Here is a 17853-nt window from a genome sequence, read left to right as displayed (position 1 = left end):
TTTAAATTTTCGCTAAATCCAGCTTTTGTTTAGCCCACTTTCCAATGTATTACTCACTCATTCTAGTTTAAATAGCTTCATACTTAATCGATTTTTATTTCTCATAAACCTTGTTACTGCTAAACAAAAAAAACGAGATCAGCTAAAAATTAGCTAATCTCCGTTTTCATCCCATTACTATCCTTCACTTTGTCTCGCAAGATATGTTTCCAGATACTCACTCAGTAGTTTATACCCTTCCATCTTTTGTTCCACTTCTTTCGGGCAATAAATCCATTTACCCATGACTTTTCGTTTCTTAGAAAGTATCGCTATTTCATCTAAAAAATCATTCAAATCATTGATTAACTGTTGACTACTTAATTCATTGCCTAACAAAATATCTTTCTTTTCCCGTTCATATACTGATGCCCACAAATATGGTAACACTTCAATTTTGCGAATATTCGCGTAAAAATCATCTTTTGGCATCATTCCTTTATGTCCCATTCCTCGTCCTGGTTGGAAAAATGAATGGATGTCCCACTCTAATTTTTTTAAACGGCGTAAGGAGGATGCTTGTACATCTTCTGAATCACGACTATTTTGATCATAGCCTTCCTCTAATGCCCAAGAACTTCTAGTAACATTTGTTTGAGGATGCTTCTCTGAAACTCGATCAAGCATTTCTTCGATTGCTAAAGTAACAGTTGGTCTTTCTTCCTCGATTTCTGTGGCGGACTTCACGGGCCTGTTTGCTTGTAGAAAACTTTCTTTTGTCGGAAAATTTCTACTTGCTTGTGTAGCTGCTTTTTGTTGTGGTTCTTTGGGAAGCGTTGGCGGGGCAGCTGGCCCCACCATTGTATTACTTGACCTTGTCATGGGTGCTTGCTGAACAGCTACTGCTGGTTCTTTTTTAACGACTGGAGCAGATTGTGCCGTTTGACGCATTTTTTGTTCTAATTCAGCAATTTTTTGGTGTGCTTTGATCAATTGAACATCTACTTTACCCACTGTTTGTGTCAACTTCTTGATTTCTGTCGCATTGGATTTTAATTGCTCTTGATCTTTTTGATGTTGTTCAGCCAACTTTTTCGCTGAATCACTTTTTGTTAGTTTCGCTGTGGGTACTTTTTTCTTTTCATTTTTAACTGTTGTAAGTTCTGTTTCAACCGCTTGCAACTTTTCTGTCAGTTGATTGATTACTTGATTTAATTTAATGGTCTCTGACGCTGTTTCTTGTAACTGTCCATGATCCTGTTCAATTCTTGCCAATGCCTCAGAATCTGGTTTTGCTTCTAAAACGGTTGATTCTACAGCGCTCAATTTATCGTTGATCTGTTGTAATTGTTGCGATATTGTTGTAACCTCTTCACTAGTTGTTGCTAACTTATCGGCTAGCTTATTTTGTTCATTGCTTGTTTCTTTAGCTGTAGCAAACTTTAGTTTTGGTCTTGGAGTTGGTTTATTTTCTTTGATTGTTTTATTTAATTCTATGACTTGTTCGTCTGAACGGGTCATTCTTTGTCCTAGCAAATCAATTCGCTTGATTGCTTCTTCTAAGCGTGTTTCCACAGTTGGCCCTGCTTTTTCACCTGGTCCAAACGTAATTTTGAATTTTGGCGGCGTTTTTGGTTTAGGCATATTTGCTAATTTATCATCTACATAAGTTTTAAATGTTGAAAATTCTTCCATTAATTGACTAATTTTTTCATTTGTTGCTTTTAGTTGTTTAGCATTTTCAAATTCCAATGCTTCTTTAGCAGCAACTTTACTTTGTACAACTTTCACTACTGGCGGCGTTCTCTTTTCCTTGACTGCTTGAATTTCTTTGTAAATATCATTTAAATTTTCACTAAATTGATTCATCATCTCTGTTAAAAGTAACACTTCACTATTGGTTTCTTGTAGTCCTTTTATCATTTCAAGTGGAACTTCCTCTGAAAAACTAGACATGTGCTCTAAAGGCAATTCAGGAACTTCTAAACTACTGATCCAAGTACGCAAATCGCTGATTTGTAACTTACTTAGCGGATGCGCCAAAGCTAAAAGTAGTGTGATGTAAACTGCTTTTTGTGTTACGCGAACATAGAGACTTTTTGCAACGCAGTCTTCAAATTCATGGTTAAACTGCTCAGGAAGATCTGCTAAGAGTGCTTCAAATTGCTCTGGTTGCTCATAATCAGTCGTTACCTCAAACTTTCTTAATAGATAAACTGAGTATTGACTCAAGACATCTTCTGAATAAATCTCTTCTCCTAAGCGATTTGCTTCGATTTCTTTTCTTAAATAAACTTTTTTATTTCCTGCTGTATTCTTTGTAAGATTCACTTTTTCCATATGTACTAACGGCCCCTTTTTTACTTGTACCTTACCTTTTTATAATCAAAGAGGCTGGAACCAATGTTTTGTTTTGAAAATCATGACCATCAACTTTTCTATCTTTCACTTTAAAGTCGATCAGATTGAATGGGTCACACAGGATCAAAATAACTTTTATAGTACCAGTTTGTTTGGATTAAGGTAGCATCAAGCCGCACTACGCGACTTCTGTTCCAATCCCCTCTACATCCTTTTTGTAATTCTATGTTGACTACGTTCTTTTTTGAACAATCATCCTCAATTTTACCTTAAAAATAAGCCTCGTTGTTTTCATAAAATGTTCAAATATTGTAAAAAAATGAGAATATACCGCGTTAATTTAAACTTTATATATTTTAATAAACAAAAAGATAAGATAAAGTTTATTTAAACCATTATCTTATCTTTTTTAATTTAATTATATAAAAATACCGTTTCTTATTTACTCTTTATATTGTCGTTCAATTCGACGATCTGGGATGATCCACATGATCAAAATAGCGATATTGACAATCAATACAAAATAAGGATGAATCAACCAGCCTAACACCAAACCTAGAATATTCAAACAAATGCTTACATAGGATTTATTATAGCGCTGAAACAATTCACTCAAAGTAGAATCGCTGCCATTTACCCGTATCAACGCTCTAGTTAGTATCAAATATGAGCTGTTCGCCAAAAGCGTCATCACACCATAAGTTAGCTGAGGGACTAAACTATCGATAAAGTCACCTACCCAGGCAGTAGCAAATGGAACAAGCGTTAACGTAAAAATAAAAAAGTTGTTCGCCCAAAGAACACGTCCATCGATTTTTTTTACTAATTGAAACATGTGATGATGATTGTTCCAATAAATGGCCAACATCACAAAACTTACTATATATATAAATAATTTGCGCTCAATTCCAGCTAAACCAGCTAAAGTATCGGTTGTCGGCTGGTGCAATTCTAAAACTAAGATCGTCATCACAATCGCAATCACAGCATCTGTAAAAGCTTCAAGTCTTGATTTTGACATATTTTCATCTCCCCATTTTTTATTTTACGTTCTTTTTGGCTAATTGCAATGATTATGACCCGCCTAAAGATGGAGAGAAAATCAGCCTAAAGGTTGATTCCTTGATCGACGATTCTTGCTATACTTTATTCATAGAGAACGAGAGAAAAAATGGAGGTTTTTAAAATGGGACAACGCTCAATGATAATGAATATATTAATGGTAATCGGGTTCTTTTTCGTAGGAAGTATTATTTTAAGTATTGTACTTGGACTTTTAGGTGGTCTGTTATGGTTTGCAATCAAAATTATGATTCCTGTAGCTATCGCTGTTTGGTTAGTTCGTATGATTTCAGGTCCGTCAAACCGTCGTAGATATTATTAAGAGATAGACAAAAACGATTCAACTCGAAAGGAGTTGGACCGTTTTTTAGTTTTTTCTTTATAATTGGCTTGCCTAATTATTTGCTTCTGTTGTGTACATCTTATCTTGGTAACGCATTAACTGTTGTTCTTTGATCTCCTCAATAGCTTTTACAGCATACCTAACGCCCTTATGATAATCTTTATGGACTTGTTTAGAGACGGTTAAAAGATTGCTCTCATGATCGCTTCCGCCTGCGGATACAAAAACTAAATGATGAATCTCGACTTGACGATTACTTGCTGGAATTCTAACGCCAAACCGATTCGTAATCGCTAGATCTTCTCCAGTTACTCTGCAGTAAAAACGATCTCTACTAGCAATTCTATAAGGCAATGTTGAAATTCCCCGCTTGAAAAAAGTCGCTTTACCATAATTCCTGCTGCAGCGATCCGAGCAAAATGATCTTCTCCGACCTTCTAAAGGTTGATTACACCACTTACATAATCCAATATCTTCCCTAAAATCGATCGTTTCAAATCCTAATTTTTCACCAAACGCTTTTTCATATTCATAAAGACTTAACCAACGTCTTGCATAGGTATCTGTTTTCTCTTGTAAACGCAATTGACTTCCTTGTGCTTTATAAATATATTTATTGGGAATTTCTTCTACAGTTTTCTGGATTTCTCTTTTCCTTTCAGAAGAAAATGCTGAAAACTCATTAGCAGACAACTCTCCGACTCCAAACTGTCCAACAGTTTTGCATTTAAAGCATATATAAAATTGAGGTAGCTCTGAAGAATCTTCAGGAAAAAGTAATTCTACTTTTCTTGAACATTTTGGACAATAGGCTTTAGGTAGTTTAAAACGATGATAGTTCATGGTGTCATTCCTTCATGTTTTTTTCTATTATAACGTATTTTTTAAATGAAACTAGCAAAAAAAGTAGAGAACAATCCCAAAAGATTATCCTCCACTTTTTGTTATTCAATTCAAAATCGATCATTTACCCTAATTTTTCAGTTTTTTTAACGATTTTTTTGATTTCATGAATGGCTTTCTTTTGCTCCAAGTAGCTTTTCACTTTATTTTCATCGCTATCGATTTTACCTAAGGTTGAGTCTAATTTATCGATTTCAGCATTGATTTGATAAACTAATGATTCTTGACTATCAATCCAATTTTCAGCATTTTCTACAGCTTTATCATGTGCTTTTTGTTCTTCTTTTTCAATCTTGTTTTCTTTGCGGATAATTGATTTTACTTCATGTAACGCTTTTTCTTGTTCAAAAAAATGTTTGATTTTGCTATCAGTATCTTCCATTTTTTCAAGAGTCACGTCTAACTTATCCATTTCTTTACCGATCTTTTCTACTAATTTTACTTCTTTTTCTGCATAATTTGCCATTACTTGTTCCTCCTTGTCTTATCTAAATGCGTAAACGATATGTGTGATACCAAAAAGCATAAAATAAAATCCAACTAGAAAACTTAATGTTAGTGCAGATGATAAAGGATTCATCAATAACATTATACCTAAAATGATACCCAAAACATCCACGACTAATGTAAACCAGAAGTAACCAGTGCTAACTGATTTCGCTAAATCTAAAGCGAATAAGCCAAAAACAGAGTCTAAGATAAACCAAATCGCAAATATAAACGGTAAGGCTGCAACTCCGATATTTAAGTTAAATAAGAAATACACACCGATAATAATATCGATTACACCTAAAACAATTGGTGCATACGCTTTGTATCCTGTTAATTCCTTCATTCTGTTACGGGCGAAAATTTCAAAGATTCCTTTCAAAATCGCAAATATAGCGAAAACCATTACGATTGCAATTAAATTTCCAGCCGGATCTTGAAATGATACTAACGCTGTTAAAACAAATAGAACGCCTAGAATCAATGAACCCCAGTCTATACCTCTTTTGCTTGTTTCATTCATACTATTCCACTCCTTCTTCTTTCTCTCTACAATTTTATGGTACTCCTAAAAAAAGTTTAGGTCAAAAAAAAAGGTCTAAAAAAACAAACGTTCCTTATTTCTCATAAATCACACAAAATCAGCTGTTTTCTTTACAAGATTAAGAGTGTGAGGCAAAACTAAAAATCAGTTTTGCCTCACACTCTTAATCCTAATACACGGTTTATTTCTCTAAGCTAGACACTTTATATACACAAAATGAAACCAAAAAAACTACCTCTTATTTTTCATTCTGTTTGGTAAAGGCGTGGCCACGTGGTGTTGATGTTCGAGCTCGCCAATAATATCCGTCAATACATGTCGAGTTACGACTTTTTGATATTTTGCACTATGGCTATAGGTACAGTTTTCCCTGATATTCTTCTTAACTTTTGGTTCAAGATAATCTAAATTTGAACTCTCCCTTCAGCCTTTTCTCTGTTTTAGAACTAGACAATGAATAATATACGAACAAAAAATGGTCATTTTTTGTTCAGTTGTATGTGACCCCCGTATAATAATTTTTAAACGCTTAGACTAACGAAGTATGTTAACCACGTCTTTTTTAGCTGCAGAATTAGCTGGTGCAAAACTAAAAACAATTCCCAAAGTACTAGTTACTCCTAATGTCAAACAGACCGTAAATAGATCCAGACTTACTTTGAATGGTAATGCCACAGAAATAAGAAGAGCAATTAAGAACCCAATAATATAACCAATAAAACCACTTGAGATTGTTAATAATAGTCCTTCTATTAAAAATTGATTACGAATATCTTTTTGTCGAGCACCAACTGCCCTTCTAACCCCAATCTCTTGCATGCGTTCAGATACTGATGTATACATCATATTCATTACTCCAACACCAGCAATCAACAAACTAATACCAGCAATACCCGAAATAAATATAGTTAACATTGACAAAATTTTACCTATACCATCGGTTAATTTATTCATATCAAATATTTCATAACTACCTTGAGAGGTCATGTGTCCAGACTCAGTTAATACTTCCAAAACTTGATTACTAATTGTAGAAGGTTTGTTCCCCTCTGAAATATAGATGCGAATACTTGTTATTTGGTTTCCTGTCGGTTTATAAAACCCATACGTTCTTTTTGGTATTTCGATATTTGCTAATTCAGAAAATACATCTCCAGAATCTGAATCAAATATTCCAACAATTTGATAAATTGTACTATCAATTTCAATTCCTTTTCCAAGAGCTGATTCAACTGAATTTTTAGTAACTCGTTTAGCTAAATCAGTATCAACCACGGCCACTTTGTTTTTAAATTCTATGTCGGCTTCATCTATACGCCGACCATATTCAACAGACCTACCCTGAGATTTTATGAGAGAAATAGATTTATTGTATTTTGTCCCTTGTAAAATTAAATCTTTATATATCATATCTGATTCGTTTTCTACATACTCTACTTTATCTACCCCATTAACTGATTTTACAAGATATAAGTCCTGATCGGAAAAATAATTGATATCCGATGTATCATTAGTGCTATTGGGAAAAAAATTAACATCACTCGTAATATTTTTTGTATTTTCTTGGGTTAAATTTTGAATTGCATACCTTTCAAATCCCCTACCAAGGCTAAGTATTGTAATTACGGAACTAACACCTATAACGATGCCAATCATTGTAAGCATACTTCGCTTTCCATTATAGCGTAATGCTCTAAAAGCATTTTGAAGCGATAATTGGATATTCATTCAATTACCTCACCATCTTCTAATCGAATACAGCGATTACAATAACTGATAAGACTCTCATCATGTGTAACCAAAATAATAGTTGTTCCTGCTTGATTAAGCTCTTTAAAAAGCTGCATAATATTATTAGATGTTTTAGAATCCAATGCTCCCGTCGGTTCATCTGCGATAATAAATTTAGGTGAATTTACAATTGCTCGTGCAATTGCAACTCGTTGACGTTGTCCCCCAGATAATAGCCTAACTGATCGATCCTCAAAACCTGCAAGTCCCACTTGAGATAAACTTTTTTTTACTTTTGTATAATCAATTTTCCCCGCATAACTCATAGGCATTGAAACATTCTGTATAATAGTCTGATTTTCAATTAAGTTAAAATTTTGAAATACAAACCCTACATTTTGATTTCGAATTTTCGATAAAGAATCATCTGACAAGCCATGAATATTTTCTCCTTCAAAAAGATACTGCCCATCAAATTGTTTATCAAGAAATCCTATTAAGTTCAACAATGTCGACTTCCCTGAGCCTGACCTACCCATAATTCCTATAAATTCGGTGTTTTTAATTTCTAATGAAATATGATTAAGAACAGGAGATTCTGAATGTGAATCCCGATAAGATTTTACAATATCTGTAAGCTTAATTAAAGTAGTCATTTGATATCCTCAAAATTCTCAGCAATTTTATCACCTTTCTTCAACCCTTCCTTAACAATTATTTTACCATTCACTTCTTCAGTTTGAACCGTTGTTGTAACATATTCACTATTTTTCTCTAGTTTAACTTGATTATTAAGAATAGCCGTTTTAGGAATAATATAGCCATTTTTCTTAAGATGAATTTGAACATTAAAACCATTTTGAATATTACTATCTGGCTTAACCATAAATTCATAATAAGTTGTGTTAGAATCTGCTGTTTTTGCAATAGGAACAGATGAAATATTTGTAACTTTTCCAAAATATTTTTGATTCGAATTTATTGGTTCGACAGATACCTTTTGTCCTACCACTATACGCTCAAAATCAAACTCTGATATTTGGGCAATAATTTTAGTGTTAGGCGATACAATCTGAATTAACGGAGCAGCATCTTTATTTTCCTCGGATACTATTGCTATACCCGAATTCTTTGCCTTTACAACATTTACCTTAGAAGTTTGGGAAACCTTAGCTTCAGCTTCTGTAAAATTCGCATTTGCTTGATCCAATGCAAGTTTTTCTGATTGAACCGCACGAAAAGCAGTTTTCAATGATTCATTATTCGTTTCAATTTTGCTGTTAATTTCACTTCTTTCATCTTCATTAACTTTATAAAATTCAGAGCGCAATTCTGAATCTTTTGTTTTAGCATCAGCTAAATCTTGATTAGCATTATCAAAATTTTGTTTCGCAGATTCTATTGCAAAACTAAGACTTGTCATATCAATATTTACATTATCCAACATTTCTGTATAGGTTAAAATAGTATCTCCTTGATTAACTTCTTGTCCATTTACAACGTTTATTTCGCTAAGCTCCCCTAATGATGAGTCAAGTACGTAATTATCAGTCTTCTCTGGTGAGACTATACCTTTAAAAATATCGTCAGGCTGATCATCAATCACAATAGTTGAATACTCTTTTTCCTTATTTTCAGATTGAAGATTAAACAAAATAATGGATGAGAACACTATAATGGATAAAATAAATGAAATAAACATAAAAATCGCTATAACTTTGTGTGTATCATAAAAATTTTTCATTGTTTTTCCATCTTTTCTAAAACATAGTTTTCCAATTCGTCTGAACTTGAAAACGTTTGGCTTAGATCAAACAAACCATCATTCTTTAGATATAAAATTTTATCAGCTAACTCATGAGCTATTTTAGGTACATGAGTTGAAAATATCACTATCCTATTACTTCTTTCAAACTTCAGAATACGAGAAATTTCTTTGAAGCTTACCAAATCAATATCTGAAAAAGGTTCATCTAAAAGAAGAATAGGTGGATTTGATAGTAAAGCTAAAATTAGAACAAGTTTACTTCTCATACCTTTTGAATATTCAGAGATTCTCTTTTTTCCAGGTTGAAAATTTAGTCTATCAAATAATTCTTTTTTTTGATCTTCCGAATAATTTGAATTTTTAAATTTGAATGTTGTGGCGATAAATTCATCTGCAGTCATAAATTCGAATGGAACTTGATTATCTTCAATAAAAAGCGATCCTTCATTGAATTCTACATTTCCACTGTCTGATCCTAAATTATTATTTATAATGTTTAAAAGCGTTGTTTTACCTATACCATTTACACCAAAAATACTGTAAATAATTCCTTGTGAAAAATCAAATGTTACATTTTCAAAAATTTGATTATTACCATAACTTTTTGATAGATTGGTAATTTTCATAATACACCTCGCATAACTAAATTTTCTAAAAAAGCAGCAGCAATAACTAATATTGTTGCACATGTTAAATATTTTATTTTTATTGTACCAGCTATGCTCAAAGCAATCGAAAATGATAAAACTTCAATTACTCCATATTTCATAACCTCGACAATATTCATTGCATTGCTATTCAAAGCAAGTATAACTGAAAAAAATAGTGCATTAAATCCAAAAATCCAATAAGGAATATATTTATTTAAGAAACCGGAAGACCATATCATCAACATCACAATCAGATTTCTTTGTATAATACTTACCGTTGGAATAATATTAGGGACTGTAGCAACTGTCTGTCCTGTTGAAAAAATAGATAGTAGTAAAACAATTGCTGTAGGTATCCAAAATGTTATGAATATTTTCAAAACTTTCATATCTTCATCTCCAAAAAAAAGCCATCGCGGCAAGCAACATCACTGGAACAAACATTGATATAGCATAGTAGTCTGTTTTTTGACCATCTTCATGTTTGCTTTTAGCTACTAATACTGCAACCCAAATTCGAAAAGCTGTTACACCACTTAATAAAAAAAATGTTAGCACTAGGTAAACTATATCCAAACTACATAAAATACCACTAATTATTGCTAATATTAACTGGAAAAAAAGGATCATTTTGCCATAATTAACGATAATATTTTTACTATTTCCGATTATTTTATAATAATTTAAAAATCTTAAACTCATTACGTTAGGCATCACAAATAATGAAATGTATGCAACTATAATTAACATTTTCGAAATTTGACTAACCGTAATTATATTCAAAAAAACAATTGGAATCGCATAAACTGCAGCAGAATTATTCAAATATTTTTCGATAAAATCACCAACTAATCCACCTATGTTTTGATTTTTCAATTTATCTTTTTTAAACAGTATAAGAATACTTATTGCTTGGTATATTAATCCGCAAATCATAAGATAAAAAAAAGTTCTGCTCATTTCAAACTTACTTAATTCTATATTTCGGTTGAAATAATTCCAAAATTGAACTATGCCGTAAGAAAATATCCCAACCAAAATATACTGCATGAACCAGTATTTAGACCCAATTTGTTTTTTTGAATAATAATTATAAAGATAAACACTTACTAAATTAATCAATGACAATATTAGTCCCAGCAATACATTTGTCGGCGTAACCTGCCCCATAAGCGGACCTAATGCGACCCATAAAGAAAAACAGAATATACTGGCTTCACAAAAAAACAATCCTGCTATTTTTTTTTTATTTTGAATCTTTTCATAATGATTAAAATTTGTTCCAACCAAAAAATCTTTTATGCGAGTTTTACCATTTTCAGAATCTGAAATACTTCTATAATAAAGTGTACATACTAAAAAAAATAGCAACTGACCAATATCAAAGAAATAAGGTTCTATTTGACCCTTCAATATCAGCATTTCAATAAACAAGAAAATACTAATTAGAAATATAGCTTTTAAAAATGAGTAACATACAAAAAAAATTTTTTTATGTATTTCTGAAATATCCTTTAATAAAATACTTGATGAAAAGAAATATTCTTTGTTAAGTTTATAGCGAAGCCTGATTAACTCAAACATTGTTCATCATCACTCCTATCAATGCAAAAACAATATTTACAATATAAAAAACTGTTGCTGCGTACAATAATTTTTTTTTTTCGTATACTTTAGAATAAATAATCGTTAGTAGCCATAAAAAGATTAACAATGTTGGATTTATTACATTAAACAGTTTAAAAAATGTGGTATCTTTCAATGCCAGAATTATTAAACTATTTAGAAAAATATATCCTAAAAATAACGTTTGGATTTCGTTTAGTGATTCCTTAGAAAACTTGATGAAAATTCTATAAACAAATTTCAGCATAACTGATGAAATAAAAATTGACAATATACTCGATAACACACTGAATACGATGGCAACATACCTTACACTCAAATCCGTACTTTCTCTAAAAATGAACAGAATCGGAACTAATAAAATCCCAAAGATCAGGAAAACTTGAATCATTTTTTTTTTCATATATAATACCCCTCATATTATAATCATAACGTCTACAACATTTGAGTTGTAGACGTTATGATTATTTTAGTAACCTACGACCCAGCTTCCACTAAAAGCTTGTGAGGCAAGATAAGCAAGTCCAAATTGAGCAAGTAAACTTACAAGCCAACCCCATCCACCAGTGGCAGCAGAAAGAGCTGCACGAATTGATGATCCTGCCTTCCATAGCGAATAAGCCTTTTTAATAACTGAAATGACTTGTATTTGTCTCCACCCAAGGATTCCAGAAAGCATTGCTGGAGAACATGCAATTGTAACCAACGGAATAAGTGCCATTCCTCCAAGTCTAACATTACGTTTCAATCCCATTTCATTCATAAAACTAAAAACTCCTTTCAATTTTTAAGTCTCACTCACACAGTAAAGTATAAGTAATACAAAAGTATCATTACATTATCTAATAGTCAATATTTTTTTTATAATGTAAGCAATATATTTTTTAAACTGTTGATCAATCTTTAAAATAAGTTCTAATCTATTCAATACCAAGCTCACCTGCTCCCCAGAAGTCCCCCTAAAGTGTATAACACTTACTATGCTTGACATAAGCAAAAAGAAAGTCATTTCTCACTTCTGATACGCACAACAAAATGAAAAAATATTCAATTTTCTATTTTGCTCTTTTTCATTTTTCAACTTTTTTAAGAAATTCTCAACCCTCCTTCTTACCAGTAGCCAAGTAGAAAAGAAATAATTAAAAGTATTTCAGATTGTAGATAAAAAATACAAACTGGTTTCTTATCTAGAGTATTTGTTTGTAACTTTTGCATTTTAAATCAGTTGGAAATTTTTTTAAGTTCGTTGCTGCAAAATTGATACCTTTTAATTCCAGCCCTCTGTCGATTAACCTTTAAGGTTAGTTGAATCAGGTAATAATTTTTCACCATCCTATGGCTATGAGCCATACACAAAAATTTTTATAAAAATCAAAACCTCCAGTGAGAACTGGAGGTTTGCTCTGCGGCTGAAAGCCTCTTTTACCGGCTACGGCCTGAAAGGCCTTCTGATCGGGTCTCCCTCACGCACCACTTCTTCTCGCTGATTCTAAAAGAATCTCATTTTTTATTTTTTGCTATTTTTATTACCTGTGAACGGATCATACTCCTCAAACAACGTCAGCTGATCTGCTATATGATCTTCCTGAACTTGATTGCGTATATATTCTTCTATTTGTTTTTTGTTTCGGCCAACGGTATCGACATAATAACCACGACACCAAAACTTACGGTTGCCGTATCGATACTTTAAATTTGCCTGTCTATCGAAAACCATTAAACTGCTTTTTCCTTTTAGGTAACCAATAAAACCCGAGACACTTAATTTTGGTGGGATACTGACCAACAAATGAATGTGCTCTCGACGTGCATTTGCCTCGATGATGTCGACCCCTTTTCTTTCACATAATACTCAAATAATTTCTCCGATACTTTTCTTGTACTTGCCATAAATGATTTGGCGACGGTATTTTGGCGCAAAGACGATGTGATACTTACATTTCCATATGGTGTGTGATAAACTTTGATTGTCCTTTTTCATAAGGGAACCTCCTTTAATGTTGATGATACGGTCGGGAAACCAATATTAGTTTAACATTTTAGGGGCTTTTTTATTACCTCGCTGGAAGCTCTATGGAACCACCCGCATAGCCGGTGGTTTTCAGAACATACAATAAGGGCACTTATGTTGCTTTACAACATAGTGCCCTTATTGTATGAAAAAAAACAAGCTATCTCTATAAAAAAGATCAGAGTCAAAAAACAATTAAAGTTTTTGACTCTGATCTTTTTTATTTTTTCTTACCAAGTGAACGAAATGCACGTTTGATTACATCAAAAAAGCCTAATGACTGCACCATATGATCAGGTGCTACATATTCCTGCATTTCCCTAAGCACTTTTTTAGGCTGCTTAGACGAAAACGTAAACGTTCCATTTTTCTTAGTCTGGATTGCGTAGCGTGGAATCCATTTCCCTTTAAACATGACTGAAGCGATCACATAATCAACTTCCTCCCACGGAATTTGAACAAATTTTCGGCTGTCACGGGAATTGTAAAATTCAAAACCTTTGTCGCCGATCATAATTTTCCCGTAATCTGTAAGTCCTGTAAAAGCGGTGGCATCCGTTATGAAATCTACTTGTGTATTCAGCGATTGAACCATTTTATCTGCTCCGTTTCTTCCATGATTTATATTTTCTATTATATGTGTTTTTACCCCATTAAGCTATGTAAATGAAACTTGGGACAAAACCAACTGGCTTTATCCCAAGCATAAAACGCATAGACAGATTATAATAATCCGATTACGTGGCCAAGTACGCCGACTACGAATAAACCAAGAATGATAACGATTGGCGAAACTTTTTTCTTCAATAACCACATACAAAAGAATGTAAGTAATAACGCCGCTAAACCAGGAATCAATTGATCTAAGTTATTTTGCAATGTTGTTACTTTCATTGCAGATAATGCTTTACCTGAGCCAACTTCTTCAAATGCTTTTTGTAGACCTTCGCCGTTGATTGGAAGTTTATCCCATTCAACGTAAGCACCTTTATCCAATTTAACTGTAGAAACTACTGGTATAAACTTGATCGATACCCACCGCTGTACGAGCGCTGCCAGTACAAACATACCAAGAATCGAAGCACCTTTTGTTACATCTTGTAGTAAACCACCTGAAAGGTCTTCAGTGATTTTAGAACCAGCTTTATAGCCAAATTCTTGTGTATACCACATAAATCCCCAGCGAATTAAGTTCCAAGCAACAAAGAAAATGATTGGGCCAAGGATATTTCCGCCAATTGCAAGAGAAGCACCCAAAGCACCTAACATCGGACGAATCGTAAACCAGAATACTGGATCACCAACACCGGCCAAAGGACCCATCATCCCAACTTTAACCCCTTGAATCGCTACATCATCAACAGGTGCGCCGTTGGCACGTTCTTCTTCTAGTGCTAACGTTACCCCTAGAATTGGTGAAGCAATGTATGGATGCGTGTTAAAGAACTCTAAGTGACGTTTTAATGCTGCTGATTGATCTTCTTTTGTTTTATATAATTTTTTGATCGCTGGGATCATTGAGAATGCCCAACCACCATTTTGCATACGTTCATAGTTCCAAGAACCTTGGATGAATGTAGAGCGCCATGCAACGGCTAAACGATCTTTTTTTGTTAATTCAATTTTTTCTGCCATGTCTCTTTCTCCTCCTCTTATTTTAATAGTCGTTCAAGATATCGCCTAGTGGATCGCCAGTATTGCTTCCACCGCCGCTACCATTTGAAGAACCACCCATTTTAGAAAGGTTCAAGTAGATTAACGCTAAAGCTACACCTAAAGCACCAAGTGCGATCAATGTTAATTGAGAAATTGCCGCTACAACAAAACCAATGATAAAGAATGGCCATACTTCTTTTGTTGCCATCATGTTGATTACTAATGCGTAACCTACAGCTACGACCATACCACCACCGATTGCCATACCTTCAGTTAACCATGCTGGCATTGATTCCAATGCTGATTGAACCGTTTCTGCTGGAATGAATAAAAGAGCTGCTGCTGGAATCGCAATACGGATCCCTTGCATACATACTGCTAAAATGTGTAACATTTCGATTTTTCTAATATCGCCTTTTTCAGCTGCCGCATCCATCATGTGCACGATCGGTACAGCAAGTGTACGAACGATCATTGTTAAGAAAAGACCTGCTACTGCAAGTGGTACAGCAATCGCAATTGCTGATGGAACACCTTTAACGCCTTGTCCGCCTAATACTAAAATAATTGCTGATGCAACAGATGCTAATGCCGCATCTGGTGCTACTGCGGCTCCGATGTTCGCCCAACCAAGTGCGATCATTTGTAACGTTCCACCAAGAACGATACCTGCTTCCAAGTTACCAGTTACTAAACCGATCAAGGTACATGCCACTAACGGTTGATGAAATTGGAATTCATCAAGAATTCCTTCCATACCAGCTAGAAAGGCAACTAAAATTACTAAAATAATTGTTATAATAGACATGATAAGCCTCCTATTTTCATTTGAATTTTTGGATTATTTTGAGTGTGCTTGTGCCAACTCATGTTTTGCTTTTTTAAGAATTTCATCCATGTTCGCGCTAGAATCATTTGGTACTTTACGAACATCAAATTTTACACCTAAATCTTCTAATTTCTCAAAAGCTTCAACATCTTCTGGTCCCATGGATAACACTTTACTTACGACTACTTTACCGACTGAATGTGCCATAGAACCAACGTTTACTTCTTTGATATCTACGCCTGCTTCAACCACTTTTACCACATCTTCTGGATTTTCAAATAGCAATAATGCTTTTGTATTCCCAAAACGTGGGTCTTTTGAAATTTCAATCATTTTACTGATCGGAATAACATTCGCTTTTACTCCTGGAGGAGCCGCTTGTTCGATCAATTTTTTACGAAGATCATCTTTAGAAACAGCGTCTGAAACAACGATAATTCGATTTGGTAGAACTGATTTTGTCCAGGCAGTCGCTACTTGACCATGCAATAAACGAGAATCGACACGTGCTAAAACGTATTTGATTTTGCCGTCGCCGACAACTGTTCCTTCTGGTAATGCTCCTTTAGGTTGTGCATCTTCCACAACAGCTTTCGGTGCGTCCGCAGGTTCTAGCTCTTCTGGTTTGATTCTTACGCCTTCTTTAGCTGTTTCAAGAATGTGTGTTGCGATTTCTTGAGCAGAGTTCATTGAGAAGCGTGACGCATAAGCTTCAATTAACATTGGTAAGTTCAATCCACTAACGATCGCCCATTTGTCTTTATGTTCTTCAAAAAGACTATTTGCTTGGTTAAACGGTGTTCCTCCCCATAAATCGACTAAAAATAATACTTCGTCCTCTTCATCAAAAGTTGCAATTGCCTCTTTCAACTTTGCTTTTAAATCGTCTGGGCCTTCACTAGGCATCAATACAACTGCTTGTACTTTTTCCTGTTCACCAAAAATCATGGAACCGGATTGTAAAATGCCTTGAGCAAATTCCCCATGGCTAGCAATAATAATTCCTACCATAATTTGATACCTCCTATATTTTTTTCGACTACTTTGTCACTACCATCATCAATAGATGAAAACACCGACTAGAAAATATAAAAAAGAAAAAATGCGTTACTTAGTATGTTCTCAATTACTTCTTGCGATCTATCAGATGATTTTTGATGACTACCTATTACTCAACGATTACTCCCTACACCGACTTTGCTCGATCGGATCACTCCTTCCAATTCTATGCATAAGATACGACAATTAACATCAAGTCAGTCCATCACACCATTTATATAGAAGCTGAAAAAGAATCACACTAACTGTTCTTTCTTCAGCAATTCCATCAAATCTACTTTATTGTCTGCGACCACTTTCCGAATTTCCAACGTAATACCATGCTCATGTAAATACTTGAATGCTGCGATGTCCTCTTTATTAACCGCAACAGCATTTGTGATCATCCGCTTACCATTAGTAAAACTCATCCCGCCAATATTGACAGAATGGAATACTACATTGCCTTCTACTACACGCTTTACATCTTCCGGGTTTGTAAACAACAACATTACCTTTAAACTATCAAAACGTTCATCTGAAAAAATATCGATCATTTTTTCAACCGTAATCACATTTACTTTAACACCCGGAGGTGCAGCTTGTACGAGCAATGCTTTTCTCAGTGTATCATGTGCAACTGCATCGCTAATAACTAAGATTCGGTTTACATTGGTGCTTTTGGTCCAGACAGTCGCAACTTGTCCATGGATCAGACGATCATCGATTCGCACTAAACGAATATCCATCATGTGTATTGTTCTCCTTCTTCAAGGTGCTCTATAATGCAAATTCTTGATTCATTATTAATAAAATACTATGTCTAATCATTTATTGCCAAAATAACGACTAGTAGGATCAGC

Annotated in this window: 19 protein-coding genes and 1 pseudogene; 1 reads left to right on the top strand and 19 read right to left on the bottom strand. The window is 33.9% G+C overall.

Annotated elements, in window-relative coordinates; all coding sequences use genetic code 11:
- Positions 1–177 precede the first annotated feature (177 nt).
- Positions 178–2319, bottom strand: a complete 2142-nt coding sequence (locus IGJ02_RS00380; RefSeq protein WP_430602772.1) for a hypothetical protein — start codon at positions 2317–2319, stop codon at positions 178–180.
- Between the two features lie 463 nt (positions 2320–2782).
- Entirely contained in the window at positions 2783–3361 is a 579-nt protein-coding gene (locus tag IGJ02_RS00375) for a TMEM175 family protein (RefSeq protein ID WP_010762072.1), read from the bottom strand.
- A 165-nt stretch (positions 3362–3526) separates the two neighbouring features.
- Here IGJ02_RS00375 and IGJ02_RS00370 point away from each other — a divergent pair, with 165 nt between their 5' ends.
- Positions 3527–3724, top strand: a complete 198-nt coding sequence (locus IGJ02_RS00370) for a hypothetical protein (protein ID WP_010762073.1) — start codon at positions 3527–3529, stop codon at positions 3722–3724.
- Positions 3725–3796: 72 nt separating this feature from the next.
- Here IGJ02_RS00370 and IGJ02_RS00365 read toward each other — a convergent pair whose 3' ends face one another.
- The 17 genes and pseudogenes from IGJ02_RS00365 to IGJ02_RS00285 all read right to left on the bottom strand — a co-directional run bounded on the left by IGJ02_RS00365 (position 3797) and on the right by IGJ02_RS00285 (position 17742).
- Positions 3797–4588 (bottom strand): HNH endonuclease, encoded by a 792-nt coding sequence (locus tag IGJ02_RS00365; RefSeq protein WP_430602771.1) that lies wholly within the window; start codon positions 4586–4588, stop codon positions 3797–3799.
- 124 nt (positions 4589–4712) lie between these two features.
- The gene (locus IGJ02_RS00360; protein ID WP_430602770.1) at positions 4713–5114 is read right to left on the bottom strand and encodes a hypothetical protein; all 402 of its coding nucleotides are present in this window, start codon (positions 5112–5114) and stop codon (positions 4713–4715) included.
- A gap of 18 nt (positions 5115–5132) precedes the next feature.
- Complete coding sequence (locus tag IGJ02_RS00355; protein WP_010762076.1) at positions 5133–5660, bottom strand: HdeD family acid-resistance protein; 528 nt, start codon at positions 5658–5660, stop codon at positions 5133–5135.
- A 555-nt stretch (positions 5661–6215) separates the two neighbouring features.
- A complete protein-coding gene (locus IGJ02_RS00350) occupies positions 6216–7409 on the bottom strand; it encodes an ABC transporter permease (protein WP_430602769.1) in 1194 nt (397 codons plus the stop codon).
- Complete coding sequence (locus IGJ02_RS00345) at positions 7406–8068, bottom strand: ABC transporter ATP-binding protein (protein ID WP_430602768.1); 663 nt, start codon at positions 8066–8068, stop codon at positions 7406–7408. The genes IGJ02_RS00350 and IGJ02_RS00345 overlap by 4 nt, the downstream gene beginning before the upstream one ends.
- Positions 8065–9156 carry an efflux RND transporter periplasmic adaptor subunit gene (locus IGJ02_RS00340; RefSeq protein ID WP_430602767.1) on the bottom strand — a complete coding sequence of 364 codons (1092 nt, stop codon included), beginning with the start codon at positions 9154–9156 and terminating at the stop codon, positions 8065–8067. Before IGJ02_RS00340 ends, IGJ02_RS00345 begins: the two co-directional genes overlap by 4 nt.
- On the bottom strand, positions 9153–9806 hold the full coding sequence (locus IGJ02_RS00335) for an ATP-binding cassette domain-containing protein (RefSeq protein WP_430602766.1): 654 nt from the start codon (positions 9804–9806) through the stop codon (positions 9153–9155). Before IGJ02_RS00335 ends, IGJ02_RS00340 begins: the two co-directional genes overlap by 4 nt.
- Entirely contained in the window at positions 9803–10219 is a 417-nt protein-coding gene (locus IGJ02_RS00330; RefSeq protein WP_430602765.1) for a hypothetical protein, read from the bottom strand. The genes IGJ02_RS00335 and IGJ02_RS00330 overlap by 4 nt, the downstream gene beginning before the upstream one ends.
- A 4-nt stretch (positions 10220–10223) precedes the next feature.
- Entirely contained in the window at positions 10224–11414 is a 1191-nt protein-coding gene (locus IGJ02_RS00325) for a hypothetical protein (RefSeq protein WP_430602764.1), read from the bottom strand.
- On the bottom strand, positions 11407–11859 hold the full coding sequence (locus tag IGJ02_RS00320) for a hypothetical protein (protein ID WP_430602763.1): 453 nt from the start codon (positions 11857–11859) through the stop codon (positions 11407–11409). The genes IGJ02_RS00325 and IGJ02_RS00320 overlap by 8 nt, the downstream gene beginning before the upstream one ends.
- A gap of 66 nt (positions 11860–11925) precedes the next feature.
- Positions 11926–12177 (bottom strand): hypothetical protein, encoded by a 252-nt coding sequence (locus IGJ02_RS00315; protein ID WP_430602762.1) that lies wholly within the window; start codon positions 12175–12177, stop codon positions 11926–11928.
- A gap of 786 nt (positions 12178–12963) precedes the next feature.
- Positions 12964–13437: pseudogene (gene tnpA / locus IGJ02_RS00310) on the bottom strand (IS200/IS605 family transposase).
- A 250-nt stretch (positions 13438–13687) separates the two neighbouring features.
- Entirely contained in the window at positions 13688–14062 is a 375-nt protein-coding gene (locus IGJ02_RS00305; protein ID WP_430602761.1) for a DUF956 family protein, read from the bottom strand.
- Between the two features lie 128 nt (positions 14063–14190).
- Complete coding sequence (locus IGJ02_RS00300; RefSeq protein WP_010762080.1) at positions 14191–15102, bottom strand: PTS system mannose/fructose/sorbose family transporter subunit IID; 912 nt, start codon at positions 15100–15102, stop codon at positions 14191–14193.
- A gap of 22 nt (positions 15103–15124) precedes the next feature.
- Positions 15125–15931 carry a PTS mannose/fructose/sorbose transporter subunit IIC gene (locus IGJ02_RS00295; RefSeq protein ID WP_010762081.1) on the bottom strand — a complete coding sequence of 269 codons (807 nt, stop codon included), beginning with the start codon at positions 15929–15931 and terminating at the stop codon, positions 15125–15127.
- Positions 15932–15964: 33 nt separating this feature from the next.
- Positions 15965–16963, bottom strand: coding sequence for a mannose/fructose/sorbose PTS transporter subunit IIA (locus IGJ02_RS00290; protein ID WP_430602760.1), 999 nt, complete (start codon positions 16961–16963; stop codon positions 15965–15967).
- A 284-nt stretch (positions 16964–17247) separates the two neighbouring features.
- Positions 17248–17742, bottom strand: a complete 495-nt coding sequence (locus IGJ02_RS00285; protein ID WP_010762083.1) for a PTS system mannose/fructose/N-acetylgalactosamine-transporter subunit IIB — start codon at positions 17740–17742, stop codon at positions 17248–17250.
- Positions 17743–17853 lie beyond the last annotated feature (111 nt).

Origin of the sequence: Enterococcus sp. DIV0724b, from assembly GCF_050531475.1 — a bacterium.
Taxonomy (GTDB): Bacteria; Bacillota; Bacilli; order Lactobacillales; family Enterococcaceae; genus Enterococcus_L; species Enterococcus_L haemoperoxidus.
This window is presented reverse-complemented; position numbering and strand designations above follow the sequence as displayed.